Source organism: Janthinobacterium sp. 1L-D-8-B-C4, assembly GCF_057291295.1.
Map to the genome: position 1 here is coordinate 88,178 of NZ_JBXAVX010000005.1, position 15,650 is coordinate 103,827.

13 protein-coding genes are annotated in these 15,650 nt (G+C 63.3%); 7 read left to right on the top strand and 6 right to left on the bottom strand.

The window, feature by feature from the left end; all coding sequences use genetic code 11:
• Positions 1–2: 2 nt before the first annotated feature.
• From AC0Z42_RS11000 to AC0Z42_RS11015, 4 genes are all read left to right on the top strand, one after another.
• A complete protein-coding gene (locus tag AC0Z42_RS11000; RefSeq protein WP_485468258.1) occupies positions 3–827 on the top strand; it encodes a TPM domain-containing protein in 825 nt (274 codons plus the stop codon).
• Positions 827–1,348 (top strand): TPM domain-containing protein, encoded by a 522-nt coding sequence (locus AC0Z42_RS11005; RefSeq protein WP_485468259.1) that lies wholly within the window; start codon positions 827–829, stop codon positions 1,346–1,348. Before AC0Z42_RS11000 ends, AC0Z42_RS11005 begins: the two co-directional genes overlap by 1 nt.
• Positions 1,349–1,358: 10 nt before the next feature.
• Positions 1,359–2,123 carry an SDR family NAD(P)-dependent oxidoreductase gene (locus AC0Z42_RS11010; protein WP_485468260.1) on the top strand — a complete coding sequence of 255 codons (765 nt, stop codon included), beginning with the start codon at positions 1,359–1,361 and terminating at the stop codon, positions 2,121–2,123.
• Between the two features lie 472 nt (positions 2,124–2,595).
• Entirely contained in the window at positions 2,596–3,009 is a 414-nt protein-coding gene (locus AC0Z42_RS11015; protein ID WP_485468261.1) for a VanZ family protein, read from the top strand.
• A 6-nt stretch (positions 3,010–3,015) separates the two neighbouring features.
• On the opposite strand, the gene AC0Z42_RS11020 is transcribed toward AC0Z42_RS11015, so the two are convergent.
• Positions 3,016–3,327 (bottom strand): hypothetical protein, encoded by a 312-nt coding sequence (locus AC0Z42_RS11020; protein ID WP_485468262.1) that lies wholly within the window; start codon positions 3,325–3,327, stop codon positions 3,016–3,018.
• 323 nt (positions 3,328–3,650) lie between these two features.
• Here AC0Z42_RS11020 and AC0Z42_RS11025 point away from each other — a divergent pair, with 323 nt between their 5' ends.
• Entirely contained in the window at positions 3,651–4,154 is a 504-nt protein-coding gene (locus tag AC0Z42_RS11025) for a hypothetical protein (RefSeq protein WP_485468263.1), read from the top strand.
• Positions 4,155–4,319: 165 nt separating this feature from the next.
• On the opposite strand, the gene AC0Z42_RS11030 is transcribed toward AC0Z42_RS11025, so the two are convergent.
• Together AC0Z42_RS11030 and AC0Z42_RS11035 are read right to left on the bottom strand one after the other, a co-directional pair.
• Positions 4,320–6,965 (bottom strand): NAD(P)-binding protein, encoded by a 2,646-nt coding sequence (locus AC0Z42_RS11030; RefSeq protein ID WP_485468264.1) that lies wholly within the window; start codon positions 6,963–6,965, stop codon positions 4,320–4,322.
• A gap of 498 nt (positions 6,966–7,463) precedes the next feature.
• Entirely contained in the window at positions 7,464–9,308 is a 1,845-nt protein-coding gene (locus AC0Z42_RS11035; RefSeq protein ID WP_485468265.1) for a glycoside hydrolase family 2 protein, read from the bottom strand.
• 232 nt (positions 9,309–9,540) lie between these two features.
• Between AC0Z42_RS11035 and AC0Z42_RS11040 the strand changes: the two genes are divergently transcribed.
• Together AC0Z42_RS11040 and AC0Z42_RS11045 are read left to right on the top strand one after the other, a co-directional pair.
• Positions 9,541–10,539, top strand: a complete 999-nt coding sequence (locus AC0Z42_RS11040) for an LLM class flavin-dependent oxidoreductase (protein ID WP_485468266.1) — start codon at positions 9,541–9,543, stop codon at positions 10,537–10,539.
• A 142-nt stretch (positions 10,540–10,681) separates the two neighbouring features.
• Entirely contained in the window at positions 10,682–11,893 is a 1,212-nt protein-coding gene (locus AC0Z42_RS11045; protein WP_485468267.1) for an MFS transporter, read from the top strand.
• A 1-nt stretch (position 11,894) separates the two neighbouring features.
• Here AC0Z42_RS11045 and AC0Z42_RS11050 read toward each other — a convergent pair whose 3' ends face one another.
• The 3 genes from AC0Z42_RS11050 to AC0Z42_RS11060 all read right to left on the bottom strand — a co-directional run bounded on the left by AC0Z42_RS11050 (position 11,895) and on the right by AC0Z42_RS11060 (position 15,621).
• Positions 11,895–13,529 (bottom strand): M28 family peptidase, encoded by a 1,635-nt coding sequence (locus AC0Z42_RS11050; protein WP_485468268.1) that lies wholly within the window; start codon positions 13,527–13,529, stop codon positions 11,895–11,897.
• Positions 13,530–13,625: 96 nt separating this feature from the next.
• Positions 13,626–14,462, bottom strand: coding sequence for an HDOD domain-containing protein (locus AC0Z42_RS11055; protein WP_485468269.1), 837 nt, complete (start codon positions 14,460–14,462; stop codon positions 13,626–13,628).
• Between the two features lie 70 nt (positions 14,463–14,532).
• Complete coding sequence (locus tag AC0Z42_RS11060) at positions 14,533–15,621, bottom strand: BMP family ABC transporter substrate-binding protein (RefSeq protein WP_485468467.1); 1,089 nt, start codon at positions 15,619–15,621, stop codon at positions 14,533–14,535.
• Positions 15,622–15,650 lie beyond the last annotated feature (29 nt).

Genomic DNA, 15,650 nt, shown 5'->3' on the forward strand with positions numbered 1-15,650 from the left:
GCATGGGCATCCGGGCCTATTTTGCGGCGTTGTGTACCGCGCTGCTGTGTGCGGTGGTGCTGCCGGCCAGCGCCCAGCTGACGGCGGTGCCGCCGCTGGCGGCGCGCGTGACCGACCAGGCCACCATGCTGGATGAGAAACAGAAGGCGTCGCTGGAAGCCGTGCTGGCCGATTATGAAGCCAGGACCGGCAGCCAGATCGCCGTGCTGCTGCTCAAGTCGACCGAGCCGGAAGCGATCGAGCAATACAGCATCCGCGTGACGGATGCCTGGAAGCTGGGCCGCAAGGGCGTCGACGACGGCGTGCTGCTGCTGGTGGCGAAAGACAATCCCTCCTCGCTGCGCCGCTTGCGCATCGAAGCGGGCCGTGGGGTGCAGGGCGTGCTGACCGATGCGCAATCGAAGCGCATCTTGCAGGACGTAATCGCGCCGCACTTCAAGCAGCAGGATTATTACGGCGGCCTGGTGGCCGGTGTGGGGGCGATTGCCACCTTGCTGAACCAGGAGCAATTTCCTGCGCCTGCCAAGCAAGCCGCACCTGCCAGCGTGGAAGCGGGCGGCCTGGGCTTCTGGCTGCCGCTGCTGTTCTTCGGCTTCCTGGTAGTGCTGACCATGTTCCGTTCGCGTGGCAATTCGAATCGCTTGCAGCGCGGCAGCAACTGGAGCAGCGGCGCCACCGGCGTGGTGCTCGGCAGCATCCTCGGCCAGGCCATGAACCATCGTGGCGGCGGGGGAGGCTTTGGCGGCGGGGGAAGTTTCGGCGGCGGTGGCGGCTTTGGCGGCGGTGGCGGCGGCTTTGACGGCGGCGGCGCCTCGGGAGACTGGTAATGACTCAAGAACTGACATTTGGCCAGCGCTGCGGACGCGCGCTGAAACACTGGCGCGGCACGCCGGCCACGGCGCGCCAGGCTTTCCCGCAAGCGACCCTGAAAGCAATCGAAACGGCGATTGCCGACGGTGAAACAGTCCATCGCGCGGAAGTACGCCTGATCGTCGAAGCCGCGCTCACGCCAGGCATGGCCTACCAGGGCGTGACAAACCGCGAACGGGCGCGCGAACTGTTTGCCCACTACGGCGTGTGGGATACGGAAGACAACTGCGGCGTGCTGATCTACATCAACCTGGCCGAACACCAAGTCGATATCGTGGCCGACCGCCATGTGGGGCGCCGCATCACGCCCGAGCAGTGGCAGGCCATATGCCGTACCATGACGACCGGTTTTGCCAGTGGCAACTACCACGACAGCAGCTTGCAGGCGCTGGGTGAACTGAACAGCTTGCTGCAGCACCATTTCCCGGCCACGGGCGAGCGCAGCAATCAATTACCGAACGAAGCCATTCTTCTCTGAACAAGACACTATGAAACTAAGCAATAAAACCGCCATCGTCACGGGCGCCACGCAAGGCATCGGCCTGGCCTGCGCCAGCCGCCTGATCGCCGAGGGCGCGCAGGTGATGCTGGTCGACATCAAGGAAGCCGGTGCCGAAGCGGCCGCCGCGCTGGGACCACAGGCGCACTTTTTCTGCGCCGACGTCAGCCAGAAAGCCGACGTTGACGCCATGATGGCCGACACCCTGGGCCGTTTCGGCCATGTCGATATTTTGATCAACAATGCCGGCGTGACCCACGCCGCCGATTTCCTCGACGTGGCCGAGGACGATTTCGACCGCGTCATGCGCATCAACCTGAAATCGATGTTCCTGTGCGGCCAGGCCGTGGCGCGCGAGATGGTCAAGCGCAACAGCGGCGTGATCATCAATATGTCGAGCGTGAATGCCGAACTGGCGATACCGAACCAGGTACCGTATGTGGTGTCGAAGGGCGCGATCAACCAGCTGACCCGTGTCATGGCGTTGAACCTGGCGCCGCATGGCGTGCGCGTCAACGGCATCGGCCCCGGCACCATCCTGACCGAACTGGCGAAACAGGCGGTGCTGTCGAGCCCCGAGGCACGTCACACCATCCTGTCGCGCACGCCCTTGGGGCGCTGCGGCGAACCGGAAGAAGTGGCCGGCATCGCCGCTTTCCTCGCCAGCGACGACGCCAGCTACATGACGGGCCAGACGATTTATGCCGATGGCGGCCGCATGGCGCTCAACTATACGGTGGCGGTGCAGGAATAGACAGACTCGGCAGTTATATCAAAAAACGATAATAGATATCTGAAAAGACCATTAGACATATATCGTGCGGCGCAGCATAATGCACCTGTCTCCACTATTCTCCTCCAAGAAAATAGTTTCAAGCCCGCTTTCACCAGCGGGCTTTTTTTTGTCCGCTTGCAGCCTGTCATTCTGGCAAAAACCTGGCAGTGTCATCATGCAGTCATTTTTGCTGGCTATACTAGCTTCATCTGCAGTACACGCAACCGATATGCGCGACGGCGGACAGGTGTGCCTTCACTGGCGCACCACTCCACATTTTTACCATGGCGCGCCGCAGCACCGCGACTTGGCCAGCACTGCTCACTCTTGACCCGTTTGGGTTTTCAGCCCGCTTCTTAGCGGGCTTTTTTTTGCCCGGGATTGTGCGGGAAGATGGCGTCGGCGCCGGCCCACATGCTATTGTTTCCATCTTTCCGCTACCCCACTGATCATGCAAGCCACACTGACCCAGCTTTGTTTCGCCGAACGCCACGAGCGCCTGCGCTTTCGCACCGCGCTGTTCCTGTACACGCTGGTGATCGTCATCGGCGACATACCGGGCGCGCGCGCCGATGTGGGCCAGTACGCTTCGGGCGTGGTGCTGCATTCGTTTGGCTATGGCGTGCTGGCCTTGCTGCTGTTCAGCGGGATTGCCGGCGGCATGGGCCGCCGGGCCGTGCTGTCGGTGCTGCTGGTGGCGGCGATGGGCGCGCTGGACGAATACATCCAGAGCTTCCTGCCCTACCGCCGTGGCGCCGTCTCCGACTGGCTGGTCGACATCACGGCCGCCACGCTGGTGGCGGTGCCGCTGTATTTTCTCTGGCCGCGCATGGCCGCCGCCGCGCTGAAAAGATCGCCTTTGTAAACAACATCACGGCGCACCTGTTACGCTGCCGTGCAATTCCAGCGCCAGCTGACGCTGGCCCATGGCGGTCTGGCTGGCGGTCTGGCTGGCGGCACGGCGCAACAGCGCGTGCATTTGCCGCCGGCCATTCTCTCCTGCCGCGCGCGCCGTATCGCGCCGCATCTCCATCAATTGTTCTGACCGGGCAAGCCTGGCCAGGCCATGCAAGGCCTGCCGCAGCGCATGCCGGGCACGCATGTCATCGACCGTACCGCTTGCGCCATAGACAGCGGCCAGCACTTCTTCAATCAACTTGCCACTTGTAAAACCTGAAGACATTTTTTCTCCTGACATGAACAAAGGGAAGTGCGAACGCTCTGCATTTTTGCGGCGAGCACCGCTTTTATACCAAGCTCGACAATCAGAACACTTGATGTACCTCAACGCCAAATGACATGCGTCGAACGTCTCGGCATCGTGGCGCTCTTACATGCAGCAGTCAGGGCCATGTCTGGCGTGCGCGACGCATGCGGGTATGCGCCAAACCTCCACCATATTGTCATTCCTCAAGGAGAATACAAATGAGAGCAAAAACAACTTCAGCGCTGGCAGGCCTGTTGTGTATGTTGTTGAGTGCCTGCAGTTCCACGGGTAGCGATGGCATGTCCATGAATCGCAGCGGCGAAAACTACGGCAGTACCGCAGGTTCTGGCCAAAGCGGTACCAGCGGCAGCGGCGGCAGCAGCGATACCAGCAGCATGGGCGCCAGTGGCACCAGCGGCACCAGTGGCAGCGGCAGCATCAACGCCGCCGGCCGCAGCGACATGGGCAGCACTGGCACCAGCACGGGCAGCAGCGACAGTCGCACATCCACCGCCAATAACGCCAGCAGCACGGATGGCAGCAAGCCGGGCGCCAGCATCGCCTCGGCCACGGTACAGTCGATTGAACCCGTGCCACGCGGCACGGACCAGGGCAGCGGCGAGATGCAATCGGGCAGCTCGGGTACCGCCGGCAGCACAGCGGGCAGCTCGGGTAACACGATGTACCGGGTCACGCTGCGGCTGGACGATGGCAGCACCCGCGCCATCATGCAAGGCTCACAACCCACCTACCAGATCGGCGATCGCGTCAAGATGAGCAACGGCCAGTTGCAAAGCTACTAAAGTACATGATGGCAGCAGCGACAGGCAGCACGATGACTGCCTGTCGCTCCGGTTCTTCATCCCTTCCCCAATGACGATATTGCAGGCCACTATTGCAGCGCTGCCGTCAGCGTGGCCTGCCGCACAGCCAGCTGCGCGGCAGGAATGGGTTGCGTTAGCGCAGGCCTAGACGGAGACCTGAACCACCGCTCCCGGTTTGCGCTGGCCATCGGCGCGTTGCGCGATCGCATAGGCCGCCTTCTTGCCGGCCAGGAAAGCATGGTCGGAATTGTAGTACTCCCACTCGCTGTAGCGTCCGGCCAGCACGATATCTTGCGCGGCAAGCCAGGCCTTGACCAGCGCCACATTGGCTGCCCGTGCGTGGTCGTAGACCACATAGGCATACGGCATGTCCACCTGGTTGGCGGCCAGCAGGCGGTCATCTTCGCGCAGCAGGCCAACCGTAATGCAGTCGGCGACGCAACGATCGATCAGTGCCTGCCCGTCAAGCGGCAGCGGTTTCCATGGCGAATACGTGATTTCGCAGGTCAGGCCAAAGCCGCCGGGCGCATTGCAATGGGGGCTGGCATTGCCTTGCAAAAAGATGCGGTGGAAAATCGTCTGCTCCGGATAATAAATCCAGTGTTTCTCGCTGATGTGTTCGCGGGCCACGCCCAGGTTGACGCAGCGCACCGAGATATGCCGCAGCGCGCGCGCCGCCGCCTGCACCTCGGGCGGGGCCTGCTCGCCGATCAGCCGCACCAGTTCCGGCAGCGGCATGGTGCTGAGCAACTGCTCGTAGCGGTAGCGGCGGCCATCGCCCAAAGCGATAATGTGCTGCTGTGGCAAGACCTGCACCACACTGGCACCGAGTTCCAGCTTGCCCTTCAGGTGCGGCAGAAAACCCGACATCAGCGCCTGGAATCCTCCCTTCAGGGGATAGCCGAAACGCGCGTTCGGCCCCATCGGCTTGGCCACCGGTTCCAGTGCCCCTTCGATGATTTCTTCCAGGTTCGGCAGCGGCACCCGCCCGCCCAGCCATGAAGTTTCCATCTCGTTCAAGGGCACGGTCCATAATTTTTTATTGTAAGGAATCGCGAAGTGGCGTGCGATGCCGCTGCCCCACACCTGATAGATGAATTGCTCGAAATTGGGCGGTGCGGGCGGTGCCGCCGCAGCCGTGACGGCGCCTTCGGCATGCGCCAGGTCGACCCCGCCATCGGCGCAGCAGTCCTTTACCACCGGGACCGGGGCCGCCTGGTCGCCATTGGCAGCGACAGGCTTGCCGTGCCGCGCCTCGATGGCACCGACAATGCACTCCTTGATGACGGCTGGCGGCAAGCCATACAGCGCGCCCTGGAAGGGATAGCGTGTATACACCTGTTTGCTGTACACCCAGGCCTCGCGGTTCTGCCAGTGCAGGTTGGCGCCCAGCAAAGTGCGGTACATCTCGAGCACATAGGCATCGTTGGAAAACATGATGTGGCCGGCATGGTCGAACGTGAAGCCGTGGTCTTCGATGGAGCGGCACCAGCCGCCTACGGTGGTGTTTTTATCGATCAGCAAGGTGTCGCTGCCCAAGTGATAGGCGGCGGAGAGGCCGGTCGGACCCGCGCCGATGATGGCGCAGGACACGGCCTGCGGCAAACCCGGTCCGCGCAAGGGATTGATGCTGGCGCCAGGCGTGGCGCCGGACAGGGCCGCCGCGCCAGCATCAGGCGGCGCCTGGCGCACGCCCTGCCCCGGCGGCGTGGTTTCCAGCAACTGGTGCATCTGCAGGACGGTGGCGTCCCAGGAAGTGGCCGCGACCACCGCGCGCATCCTGCTGGCCATCGCCGCGCGCGACTCGGGCGTGCTTGCCAGGGCGTCGGCGCAGGCTGCCACGAAGGCCTCGGGTGTATCGGCAATGGTCACGATATCGCCGTAAGGCACGGCTATGTCGGTAATCGAGGTGCTGACGATGGGCAGTTCGGCTGCCATGTATTCGAGCACCTTGGTCGGGCTGATGTAGCGCGTGGCCTCGTTGCGGGCAAACGGCAGCAAACAGACGTCCCAGCCGGCCAGGAAATGCGGCAGCGCTTGGTAAGACTGCTGGCCCAGGTAGTGGATGTTCTGGCGCTGCGGCAAGCTGGCTGGATCGATCTTCACGATCGGACCCACCAGCACGATCTGCCAGTGCGCATGGGCGTCAGCCAGCGCGGCCACCAGCGTGGCGTCGAAGCGCTCGTCGATCACGCCGTAGTAGCCCAGCCGTGGCCGTGGAATCTCGCTCTGTGCAGGATGGCTGTTGTGGCGCTGCAGCGCCTGCTCGAAGTGCACGGTGTCGACGCTGCTGGCAAAGCAATGGGCGTTGGGATGGCGGTTGCGCTTGGCTTCGAACAAGCTGGGACCGCCCGCAAAGACCAGGTCGGCGCGTGCCAGCAAGGCCGTTTCGCGCTGCAGCAACTGCTTCGGCGCACGCTTGAAAGCGGCCAGCTCATCCATGCAATCGTAGACCACCAGGCCAGCATGCAGGGCCGGCAGCAGCGGCAGCGCCATCGGCGTGTAGAACCAGACGATGGGATCGTCGGCCGGCGTAATTTGGCTCAGCAGTGGCTGCAGCGCGGCCAGCTGGTCGTCGTGGAAACCGGGTGCCTGCACCGCCGTGCGCGGTTGGCAGACGGTCACGTTGGGGGCCGGCGTGGACAGCTCCAGCCGGCTGGACCCCTCTTCCCACATGGGTTCTTCGATGAATACCACATGGTAGAACTGCGCCAGGCGCGACAACAGCTGCTGCGGCCGCTGATAGACAAAATTCCACCGCAGATGTGAAAAGACGATAATGGTGCGCATGCCAGTTCCTTTCCGCCCCCTTGGGGCAAACATTGAATAAAGGGTGATCCGTCAGGTGTTGCGCCTGGCTCGCGGCAGCCGCACAGCATGTCCCGGGCGTCGAACTGCGATTCGCGCCAGGCAGCAGCTTGCGCGATCGAGTCGGGGTGGCCGGCTGGCGCCGTAACATGGAGCAGGAGATCGCCTTGCCCGATGCACGCCTGTGGATCGACGCCCCAAAATCGCATCACAGCCGGCGATGGTGGCGCACACCGGTTGCCGCTTGCCTTCCTTGCCGCGCACCCGGTCAAGGTGGCCAGCGGCGCGGTTCATGTCCAGCGGCTGGACGTCACGCGCGACATGGTCTGCGCCCTCGTAGCCAGCCTGTCCATATGTCTGGAATGGCGCAGCTGCGCCATCGCTTGTTACCATGCTTGCCTCTTGATCATGACGGGAGATACAGCGAATGCCTGCCCGGCCGCAGCCTGCGCGTGGCCAGAACCAAGCAAGAGTGAAACCTCAGCTGAGGCGGATATTGCGGGTGGCCGCGCTGAGCAGTTCCAGCGCAGCCTTCGGCGTTCGGTCCGCCGTCAGCAAGCCGTTCGCCTCCTGGAAGGTGTCGGCGAACTGGGTATAGCAAAAGCCGCTGAACATCTGCGCCGTGTTGACCACCGTCATCAAGCGCTGGTACAGGTCAAGAAACGCCGCCTCGCTGCCCACGCGCGCATAGCCCCAGGTGTCGGGCTCGTCGACCTTGTTCTTGTCAAACGCGATGCCGCCAAATTCGGTCAGCACGATAGGCTGGCCACGGTGTGGAAAACCGTCAAGCGTGAGGATGCGCCCGCCAGGACGGCGCTGGTCGAACAGGGCCGTGCGGCCAGCCTCGGAAATCGCATAGCGCGCCCGCAGCCGTTCCGGATCGCAGTCGTAGTCATGGATGCCCAGAATGTCGGTGGCCGACGCTTCCCAGCCGTCGTTGCCGATCACCGGCCGCGTCGGGTCCAGCGTGCGCGTCAGGTGGTACAGCGCTTCGACCGCGTTGCGATGGGACTGGATCGCCGTCAGGTTGGGCACGCCCCACGATTCATTGAATGGCACCCACACCAGGATGCATGGATGGCTGTAGTCGCGCTCGATGGCATCGGTCCATTCGCTGACCATGCGCGTGATGCCCTTGGTGGAAAAACGGTAAGTGGACGGCATTTCTTCCCATACCAGCAAGCCAAGCCGGTCCGCCCAGTACAGGTAGCGCGGGTCTTCGATTTTCTGGTGCTTGCGCACGCCGTTGAAACCAAGCGCCTTGGCCAGTTCCACGTCTCGCCGCAGGGCGTCGTCGGACGGCGCCGTGAGCAGGGTGTCGGGCCAATAGCCCTGGTCGAGCACCAGGCGCAGCGGATACGGGCGGCCGTTGAGCATGAAGCGGTCGCGGTTGATCGCCACCGAGCGCAGCGCCGTGTACGACGTGATCGTGTCGAGCACCGTGTCGCCATGGCGCAGGGTCACCTCGGCGTCGAGCAGGATCGGGCGCTCGGGACTCCACAGCAATTCATTGCGCGAGTCGTCGATGCCGGGGTCGGACAAGGCGATCTTGCGGTTGGCCTCGTGTTCGATCAGCTTGTAGTGGTCGTCGGCCAGCAGGTTCTTGCCATTCCAGATGCGCACGCCCACCGTCAGGTCGGTACTGATGTCGCCGGCGGCAAAGATTTCGCAACCGATCTCGTAGCCCTCGAACACCGGTGTCCAGCGCAGCTTGCGGATATAGGTCGAGGCCACCCTCTCGATCCACACGCTTTGCCAGATGCCGGTGGTGCGTGGATACCAGATCGAATGCGGTTCGAGCTGCCAGTCCTGCTTGCCACGCGGCTTGGCCAGGTCGTGTGGATCGTCCTCGACCAGCAAGGTCAGCACCTGCGGCGCGTCGTCCAGCAGCACATCGCTGATATTGGCGATAAACGGTGTATGGCCGCCTTCATGCCTGGCTACCACATGGCCATTGAGCCAGACCGTGGCCTGGTAGTCGACGGCGCCGAAATGCAGCAGCACGCAAGGACCGCCCGGCTCGAGCATGAATTCGCGCTGGTACCAGCAGGCGCGGTGAAAGCCGCGGTCGCCCACGCCGCTGGCCTGCGATTCGGGTGGAAACGGCACGATGATGTCGTGCGTCCAGGCAATGGCGTCACTGGGCAGGCGGTAGCGCCTGTCATTATCGAACGCAAAGCGCCACGGACCGTTCAACGACTGCCATTGCGCTCGCACCAGTTGCGGGCGCGGATAGGCGAAATCCCAGGGAGCGGCGCCGTTGCCTGCTGTGCTGCTCTCGTCTGGCGACGGGGAACTTGTGTCATGGAGGTTTTCATTTTGCATGACAGTTGGAGGCGGCGAACGCGTCCTTGGTTCCCTGGCAACATCATTCGCCGACCAGGATTTGAGCGGCATCAAACCATGTGATTTTTCAGGGAACATTTTCCCGTGTCGTACGCCAAAAACGGAATCGCCTTATGATGGCCTTCTACTGTTGCCGCATACAACCCTGCTGCTGTCAGGGGATAGACAAATCATCCATTGTGATTTCCCAACCCGACCCGATATCTATTTCATGATCCCATTTTCCATACTCGACCTGGCGCCCATCGCCGAAGGCAGCACCGCCTCCATTTCTTTCCAGAACACCCTGGATCTCGCCCAGCACGGCGAGCGCTGGGGCTACAACCGTTACTGGCTGGCGGAACACCACGGCATGCCCGGCATCGCCAGCGCCGCCACGGCGGTGGTGATCGCCCATGTGGCGGCTGGCACGAAAACCATCCGCGTGGGCGCTGGCGGCGTGATGTTGCCCAATCACTCTCCGCTGGTGATCGCGGAGCAGTTCGGCACCCTCGAAGCGCTGCACCCGGGCCGTATCGACCTGGGCCTGGGCCGTGCGCCCGGCTCCGACCAGACCACCGCGCGTGCGCTGCGGCGCGACCTGCAGTCCGACGCCGACCAGTTCCCGCAGGATGTACTGGAACTGATCGACTACATGTGCGACGAGCCACGCCAGCGCGTGCTGGCCGTGCCCGGCAAGGGCGCCAATGTGCCCGTCTGGATCCTCGGCTCGAGCCTGTTCGGCGCGCAGCTGGCGGCCCACCTTGGCCTGCCGTATGCGTTTGCCTCGCATTTCGCGCCACAGATGATGATGCAGGCCGTCGCCTACTACCGCGAACATTTCAAGCCATCGAAGCAACTGGCCAAACCGTATGTGATGCTCGGCTATAACGTGTTTGCCGCCGATACCGATGCCGAAGCGCATCTGCGCGCCAGCTCGATGCAGCAGGCCTTTGTGAACCTGCGCACGGGCCGGCCATCGCGCTTGCAGCCGCCCGTGCCCGGCTACCTGGAACAGCTGGGGCCGCAGGAACGCGCCATGCTCGACTCGGTATTGTCGTGTACCGCCATCGGTTCGCCGCAAACAGTGAAAGCCAGAATGGCCGCCTTTATCGCCGAGACCGGCGCCGACGAACTGATGATCACCTCGCAGATTTTCGAGCACCAGCACCGCTTGCGCTCGTATGAAATCACGGCGCAAGTGCATGCGGAGCTGGCCGGCCAGCCGTAACTTTATCTCCGGTATATTCCCGACATATACCCTTTTCCCGGCCGTCCGCATGGACCGCCGGGATTTTTTTGCTGCCGGCAGCAGGAAAAGTGCATCGCCAGTATCATGCATGGCCCTGAGCAAGATTCGAAAGCCGCAACGCATGTCCTCCCCTTCCAGCATCAACGCCAGCGCCCTGCTCACATCCACCCGCATTTTGCTGTTCGCGCTGTCGGCCGGCGTGCTGGTCGCCAGCCTGTATTACGTCCAGCCGCTGACCTCGATGCTGGCCGCGTCGTTCGGCGTCGGCGTCACGCAAGCCGGTTATCTGGTGACGGCCACGCAGATCGGCTATGTGCTGGGCATCGTGTTCCTGGTGCCACTCAGTGACGTGCTGAACCGGCGCAAGCTCTTGACCTGGATGCTGCTGGCCAAGATCGCCGCGCTGCTGCTGGCCGCCGCCAGCCAGAATATCGCCGTGTTCGCGATTGCCAGCGTGCTGATGGGCATTACCGCCAGCGCACTGATGGTGGTCACGGCCATGGTCGCCTCATATGCGCCCGACCATAGCCGAGGCCGCATGGTGGGCACCGTGATGACGGGTTTGTTATTGGGAATCTTGCTGGCGCGCACGGTATCCGGCACGGTGGCGCAGATCAGCGGCGGCTGGCGCACCGTCTACGTGCTGGCGGCCGTGGTGGTTGCCGCCTTGCTGTTGATGCTGCGCCGCATCCTGCCCGACGAGGCGCCACGCGGCGCCTTGCAATACGGCAAGCTGATGGCCTCTCTGGCGGACATCATCCGCCAGGAACCTTTGCTGCGCCAGCGCGCCCTGTTTTCCGGCCTGGGCCTGGGCACCTTCAGCGTGTTCTGGACCGGCCTGACCTTTTTATTGAGCGGCGCGCCGTACCACTACTCGGAAATGCAGATCGGCCTGTTCGGCCTGGCCGGCGCCACCGGCGCGCTGGCCGCCAATACGGCCGGCCGCATGGCCGACCGCGGCTATGCGCGGCAAGCGACCTGGCTGCTGGCGGTGGCCTCGATCGCTGGCTGGGCATTGATCGGCTTCGGCGCACAATCGTTGACGCTCTTGTTGATCGGCATCGTGCTGCTGGACATGGGCGTAATGGGCCTGCAAGTGACGCACCAGTCCATCATCTACAAACTGGCGCCACAGGCACGCGCCAGGGTCACCACGGTCTTTATCGCGGCCGGCTTTATCGGCGCCTCGGCCGGCTCGGCACTGGCCAGCGCCAGCTTTGCCGCTGGCGGCTGGCTGGCGCTATGCGCGGTGGGCGGCGCCATGCCGCTGCTGATGCTGCTGGTGTGGAGCAAATACCGGTATCAGCAACGGCGTCTGGCGCGCGTCGCCTGAGTTACTTCGCGGCTTGCTCGCGCACCTTGCCGAACGCATCACCGGCCTTCCACGCCGGCATCTTCGGCGCATTCGCCACCGCCTGCCCCAGGTTCAGCGTGAATTGCGCCTGCTGCGTCATGCCCGAAAGATCCCAGCTGGCGTCGTACTCATCGGTCACCTGATGGTAGCGCGGGGCATAGGCGGCGGCCTTGGCTTTCGACGCTTCAGCGTCCTTCACGTAGTCGCGTCCGCCGTTGATCGAAAACGCCGGCACGCCGGCCTTGGCAAAGCTGAAGTGGTCGCTGCGGAAGTAACCACCGGCAAGGTCGGGCCGCGCTGGCGCGATCTGCAGCCCCATGGCTTTCGCCACGCTGGCGGCCGTCGCGCCCAGTTCCGTACGCTCGCTGCCCTGGGCGCCCATGTCGCGCGTGGCGCCGACGAAATTGAGGCTGTCCAGGTTCAGCGCGGCGGCCGTCTTGTTCAACGGCCACAGCGGGTCGGCGGCATACGCTGCGCTGCCCAGCAGGCCCTGCTCTTCGGCCGCCACCCACAGGAAAATCTGCGTGCGCCTGGCTGGTTTTTTCACCGCTGCCTGCGCCATCGCCAGCAGGCCCGCCGTGCCCGAGGCATTGTCGACGGCGCCGTTGTAGATGGTGTCGCCACTGGTTCCCTGCTTGCCCAGGTGATCCCAGTGGCCGCTGTAGATCACGGCTTCGTCCTTCAGTTTTGCGTCGGTGCCCGGCACCATGCCGGCGATATTGAACTGCTCGACCTTGCGCACGCTGGACTTCATTTCACCGGTCAATTTGACGTGCAAGTCGACGGCCTGGAAATCCTTGCTTTCGGCTTTTATACGCAAGGCATCGAGGTCCTGGCCGCCGGCGGCAAACAAGCGGCGCGCCGCGTCTTCCGTGATCCAGCCTTGCAGCGGCGTGCCTGCCGTGCGGTCTGCCAGCTGGAAACGCTCGCTGCCGCTCCAGCTGCTCTGCACCACGTTCCAGGCATACGATGCCGACGGTTTGGTGTGGATCAGCAAGACGCCGGCCGCGCCCTGGCGTTTGGCTTCTTCGAACTTGTAGGTCCAGCGGCCATAATAGGTCAGCGCCTTGCCGCCGAAGCGGTTCGGTTCGGCGTCGGTTGCATGTGGGTCATTGACCATCACGACGATGATCTTGCCTTTCACGTCGACGCCCTTGAAATCGTTCCAGCCCTCTTCCGGCGCCGTCACGCCATAGCCGGCGAACACCAGCGGCGCATCAAACGTGTGCGCGGCCACCGAATCGCCGGTAGCCCAGACCCAGTCCGGGCCAAACGCCAGCGGCACGGCCTTGCCGTCGCTGGCCACGGCCTGCAGCGAGCTGTCCTGCGGCTGCGACTTGACGCCGGCGATCTGTACGCTCTGGCGAAAACTGTTGCCGCGCAGGGGCTGCAAGCCGATCAGCCGTGCCTGGCTTTCCAGGTAGGCCACCGTCAGGTCGGCGCCGCGCTGGCCGGTACCCCGGCCTTCGAGCAAGTCATCGGACAGGAAGGCCAGGTGGGCGCGCAGCGGCGCTTCCTGCACCACGGGCAAATTGCTGGCGGCGTACACCGGAAACGCCAGCGCCAGGCTGGCGGCGAGGCTGGTAGCGGCCAGCGATGAAAACAGTTTCTGCATGAGATCCTTTGGATAAGAGGACGAAAAAAAACCGGGCGGCGGATAGCCGCGCCGGCAATTGCGTGTGATACGGGGAAAATACTACATCAGCAAAGACTAGACAAGCAAAGCAGCCGCCAGCGATTCGATCTCTTCAGCCGATTCCTCGAGGATGGTATGCAGGGTCGAGCCGCCGGTGCCGAAGTCGATCATGGCCGCGGCGCGGCGCCGCTCGGCCACTTCCGGCGGATGCAGGGGCGAAGCGACGGGCGCCAGGTCGTTGGCAAGCACCAGGGTCGCGCCCAAGGTACGCGGCGGGAACGGGCCGCCGCCATGCCACAAGCCTTCGACCGCCTGCAGCACCTGGTCCGGCACTTCGAGCTGGCGCAGCACGCCGCGGCCGATCAGCTTTTCGCCGTATTCGAGCCAGTCTTCGGTATTGCTGTCGAGCAGGCCCGGATATTCCTCGGCGCGCGACAGCAGGTAAAAACCACCGACTTCATGCACGATGGCGGCGAACATCGCCGTTTCCGGGTCCACATGGGTGACCTTTTTGGCGATCACCTGGCTAAAAGCGGCCACATGCGCTGTGTGCTCCCACAACTTGGCCGTCTTGACGCGCAGTTGCGGATCGGTAATCTGGCTGCCCAGCTGGCGCACGATGACCGAGGCCACCATCGACTTCAAGGTGGCAAAACCGAGCCGCGAGACGGCCGCGCGGACATTGGCGATTTCATTGCCGGATCGGTTGTAGGCGGCCGAATTGGCCAGCGCCACCACGCGCGCCGACAGCAGCGGCTCGGCCATCACCATATGGGCGGCCGTTTCGATATGGCAATCGGGGTCGTCCAGCGCTTCCTGCAGTTTCAGGGTGGCATTGACGTTGGCGGGAAAGGTCAGCTCGCCCTTGCTGGCCTGCTGCGCGATGGTCTTGAATACGTCGAGTCTGTCCATGTCTGTCTCCGGTACGGCCCGTGCGGGCTCTGCTGCGTGGATCGTACCGGAATACTACATCAAGTTTGTGTTACTTGCCGGAAACTTTCCCAGCCACGCCCTCGACAAAATAATCCATCTTCGACAGCGCCGCATCGTCCAGCACGCCCTTCTCCAGGCGCACCTTGCCGTCGTTATCCTTGATCGGACCGGTGAAGGCATTGAGCTTGCCGTCGACCAGTTCTTTTTCGCGGGCCGCGACGAATTGTTTCACATCGGCCGGCACGCTGCTGTTGATGCCTTCCAGTTTCACCATGCCGTCCTTGATGCCGCCCCAGGTGCTGCTGGTCTTCCAGGTGCCATCGATCACGGCCTGCGCCTGCCTGGTGTAGTACGCGCCCCAGTGGTGGGTGACGGCCGCCAGTTGTGCTTTCGGACCATATTTCTTCATGTCCGAATGGTAGGCGATCGCATACTTGCCCTTCTCTTCGGCCGCCTGCACCACGGCGGTCGAATCGGTGTGATGCGTGATCACGTCGGCGCCCTGGCCGATCAGGGTGATGGCCGCGTCGCGCTCCTTGCCCGGGTCGAACCAGCTGTTGACCCACACCACTTTCACTTCCGCTTTCGGATCGACGCTGCGCATGCCGCGCGTAAAGGCGTTCACGCCCTGCAGCACTTCCGGAATCGGGAACGCCGCCACGTAGCCGGCCACATGCGTCTTGCTCATCTTGGCCGCCAGCACGCCGGCCAGGTAGCGCCCTTCATAGAAGCGCGCATTGGTATTGGCCACGTTGACGGCCGTCTTGTAGCCGGTCAGGTGGATGAACTTCACATTAGGAAATTGCTTCGCCACTTTCAGGGTCGGGTTCATGTAGCCGAACGAGGTGGTGATGACCAGCTTGCTGCCGGTTTGCGCCAGGTCGCGGATGACCCGTTCCGCGTCCGCGCTTTCCGGCACGTTTTCCACATACTTGGTAGTGATCTTGCTGCCCAGCGCTTTTTCCATTTCCTTGCGCGCCTGGTCGTGCTGGGTGGTCCAGCCAGCGTCGCCGATCGGGCTGATATAGACGAAGCCGACATTCAATGGCGTCGTAGCAGCGGGCGCGGCAGCGGCCATGGCGACGGCCGGCATCAGTACGACACCGCACAGTGCGGCACGCAGCATTTTATGGGTCATGATGGACATGGTTTTCCTTGTGGTGAGTG

What these genes read in the sequence shown, in the direction of transcription:
- AC0Z42_RS11000 (WP_485468258.1), top strand. Translation starts at nt 3, where the DNA reads ATGGGCATCCGGGCCTATTTTGCGGCGTTGTGTACCGCGCTGCTGTGT.
- AC0Z42_RS11010 (WP_485468260.1), top strand. Translation starts at nt 1,359, where the DNA reads ATGAAACTAAGCAATAAAACCGCCATCGTCACGGGCGCCACGCAAGGC.
- AC0Z42_RS11005 (WP_485468259.1), top strand. Translation starts at nt 827, where the DNA reads ATGACTCAAGAACTGACATTTGGCCAGCGCTGCGGACGCGCGCTGAAA.
- AC0Z42_RS11040 (WP_485468266.1), top strand. Translation starts at nt 9,541, where the DNA reads ATGATCCCATTTTCCATACTCGACCTGGCGCCCATCGCCGAAGGCAGC.
- AC0Z42_RS11060 (WP_485468467.1), bottom strand. Translation starts at nt 15,621, where the DNA reads ATGACCCATAAAATGCTGCGTGCCGCACTGTGCGGTGTCGTACTGATG.
- AC0Z42_RS11035 (WP_485468265.1), bottom strand. Translation starts at nt 9,308, where the DNA reads ATGCAAAATGAAAACCTCCATGACACAAGTTCCCCGTCGCCAGACGAG.
- AC0Z42_RS11015 (WP_485468261.1), top strand. Translation starts at nt 2,596, where the DNA reads ATGCAAGCCACACTGACCCAGCTTTGTTTCGCCGAACGCCACGAGCGC.
- AC0Z42_RS11020 (WP_485468262.1), bottom strand. Translation starts at nt 3,327, where the DNA reads ATGTCTTCAGGTTTTACAAGTGGCAAGTTGATTGAAGAAGTGCTGGCC.
- AC0Z42_RS11050 (WP_485468268.1), bottom strand. Translation starts at nt 13,529, where the DNA reads ATGCAGAAACTGTTTTCATCGCTGGCCGCTACCAGCCTCGCCGCCAGC.
- AC0Z42_RS11030 (WP_485468264.1), bottom strand. Translation starts at nt 6,965, where the DNA reads ATGCGCACCATTATCGTCTTTTCACATCTGCGGTGGAATTTTGTCTAT.
- AC0Z42_RS11025 (WP_485468263.1), top strand. Translation starts at nt 3,651, where the DNA reads ATGTCCATGAATCGCAGCGGCGAAAACTACGGCAGTACCGCAGGTTCT.
- AC0Z42_RS11055 (WP_485468269.1), bottom strand. Translation starts at nt 14,462, where the DNA reads ATGGACAGACTCGACGTATTCAAGACCATCGCGCAGCAGGCCAGCAAG.
- AC0Z42_RS11045 (WP_485468267.1), top strand. Translation starts at nt 10,682, where the DNA reads ATGTCCTCCCCTTCCAGCATCAACGCCAGCGCCCTGCTCACATCCACC.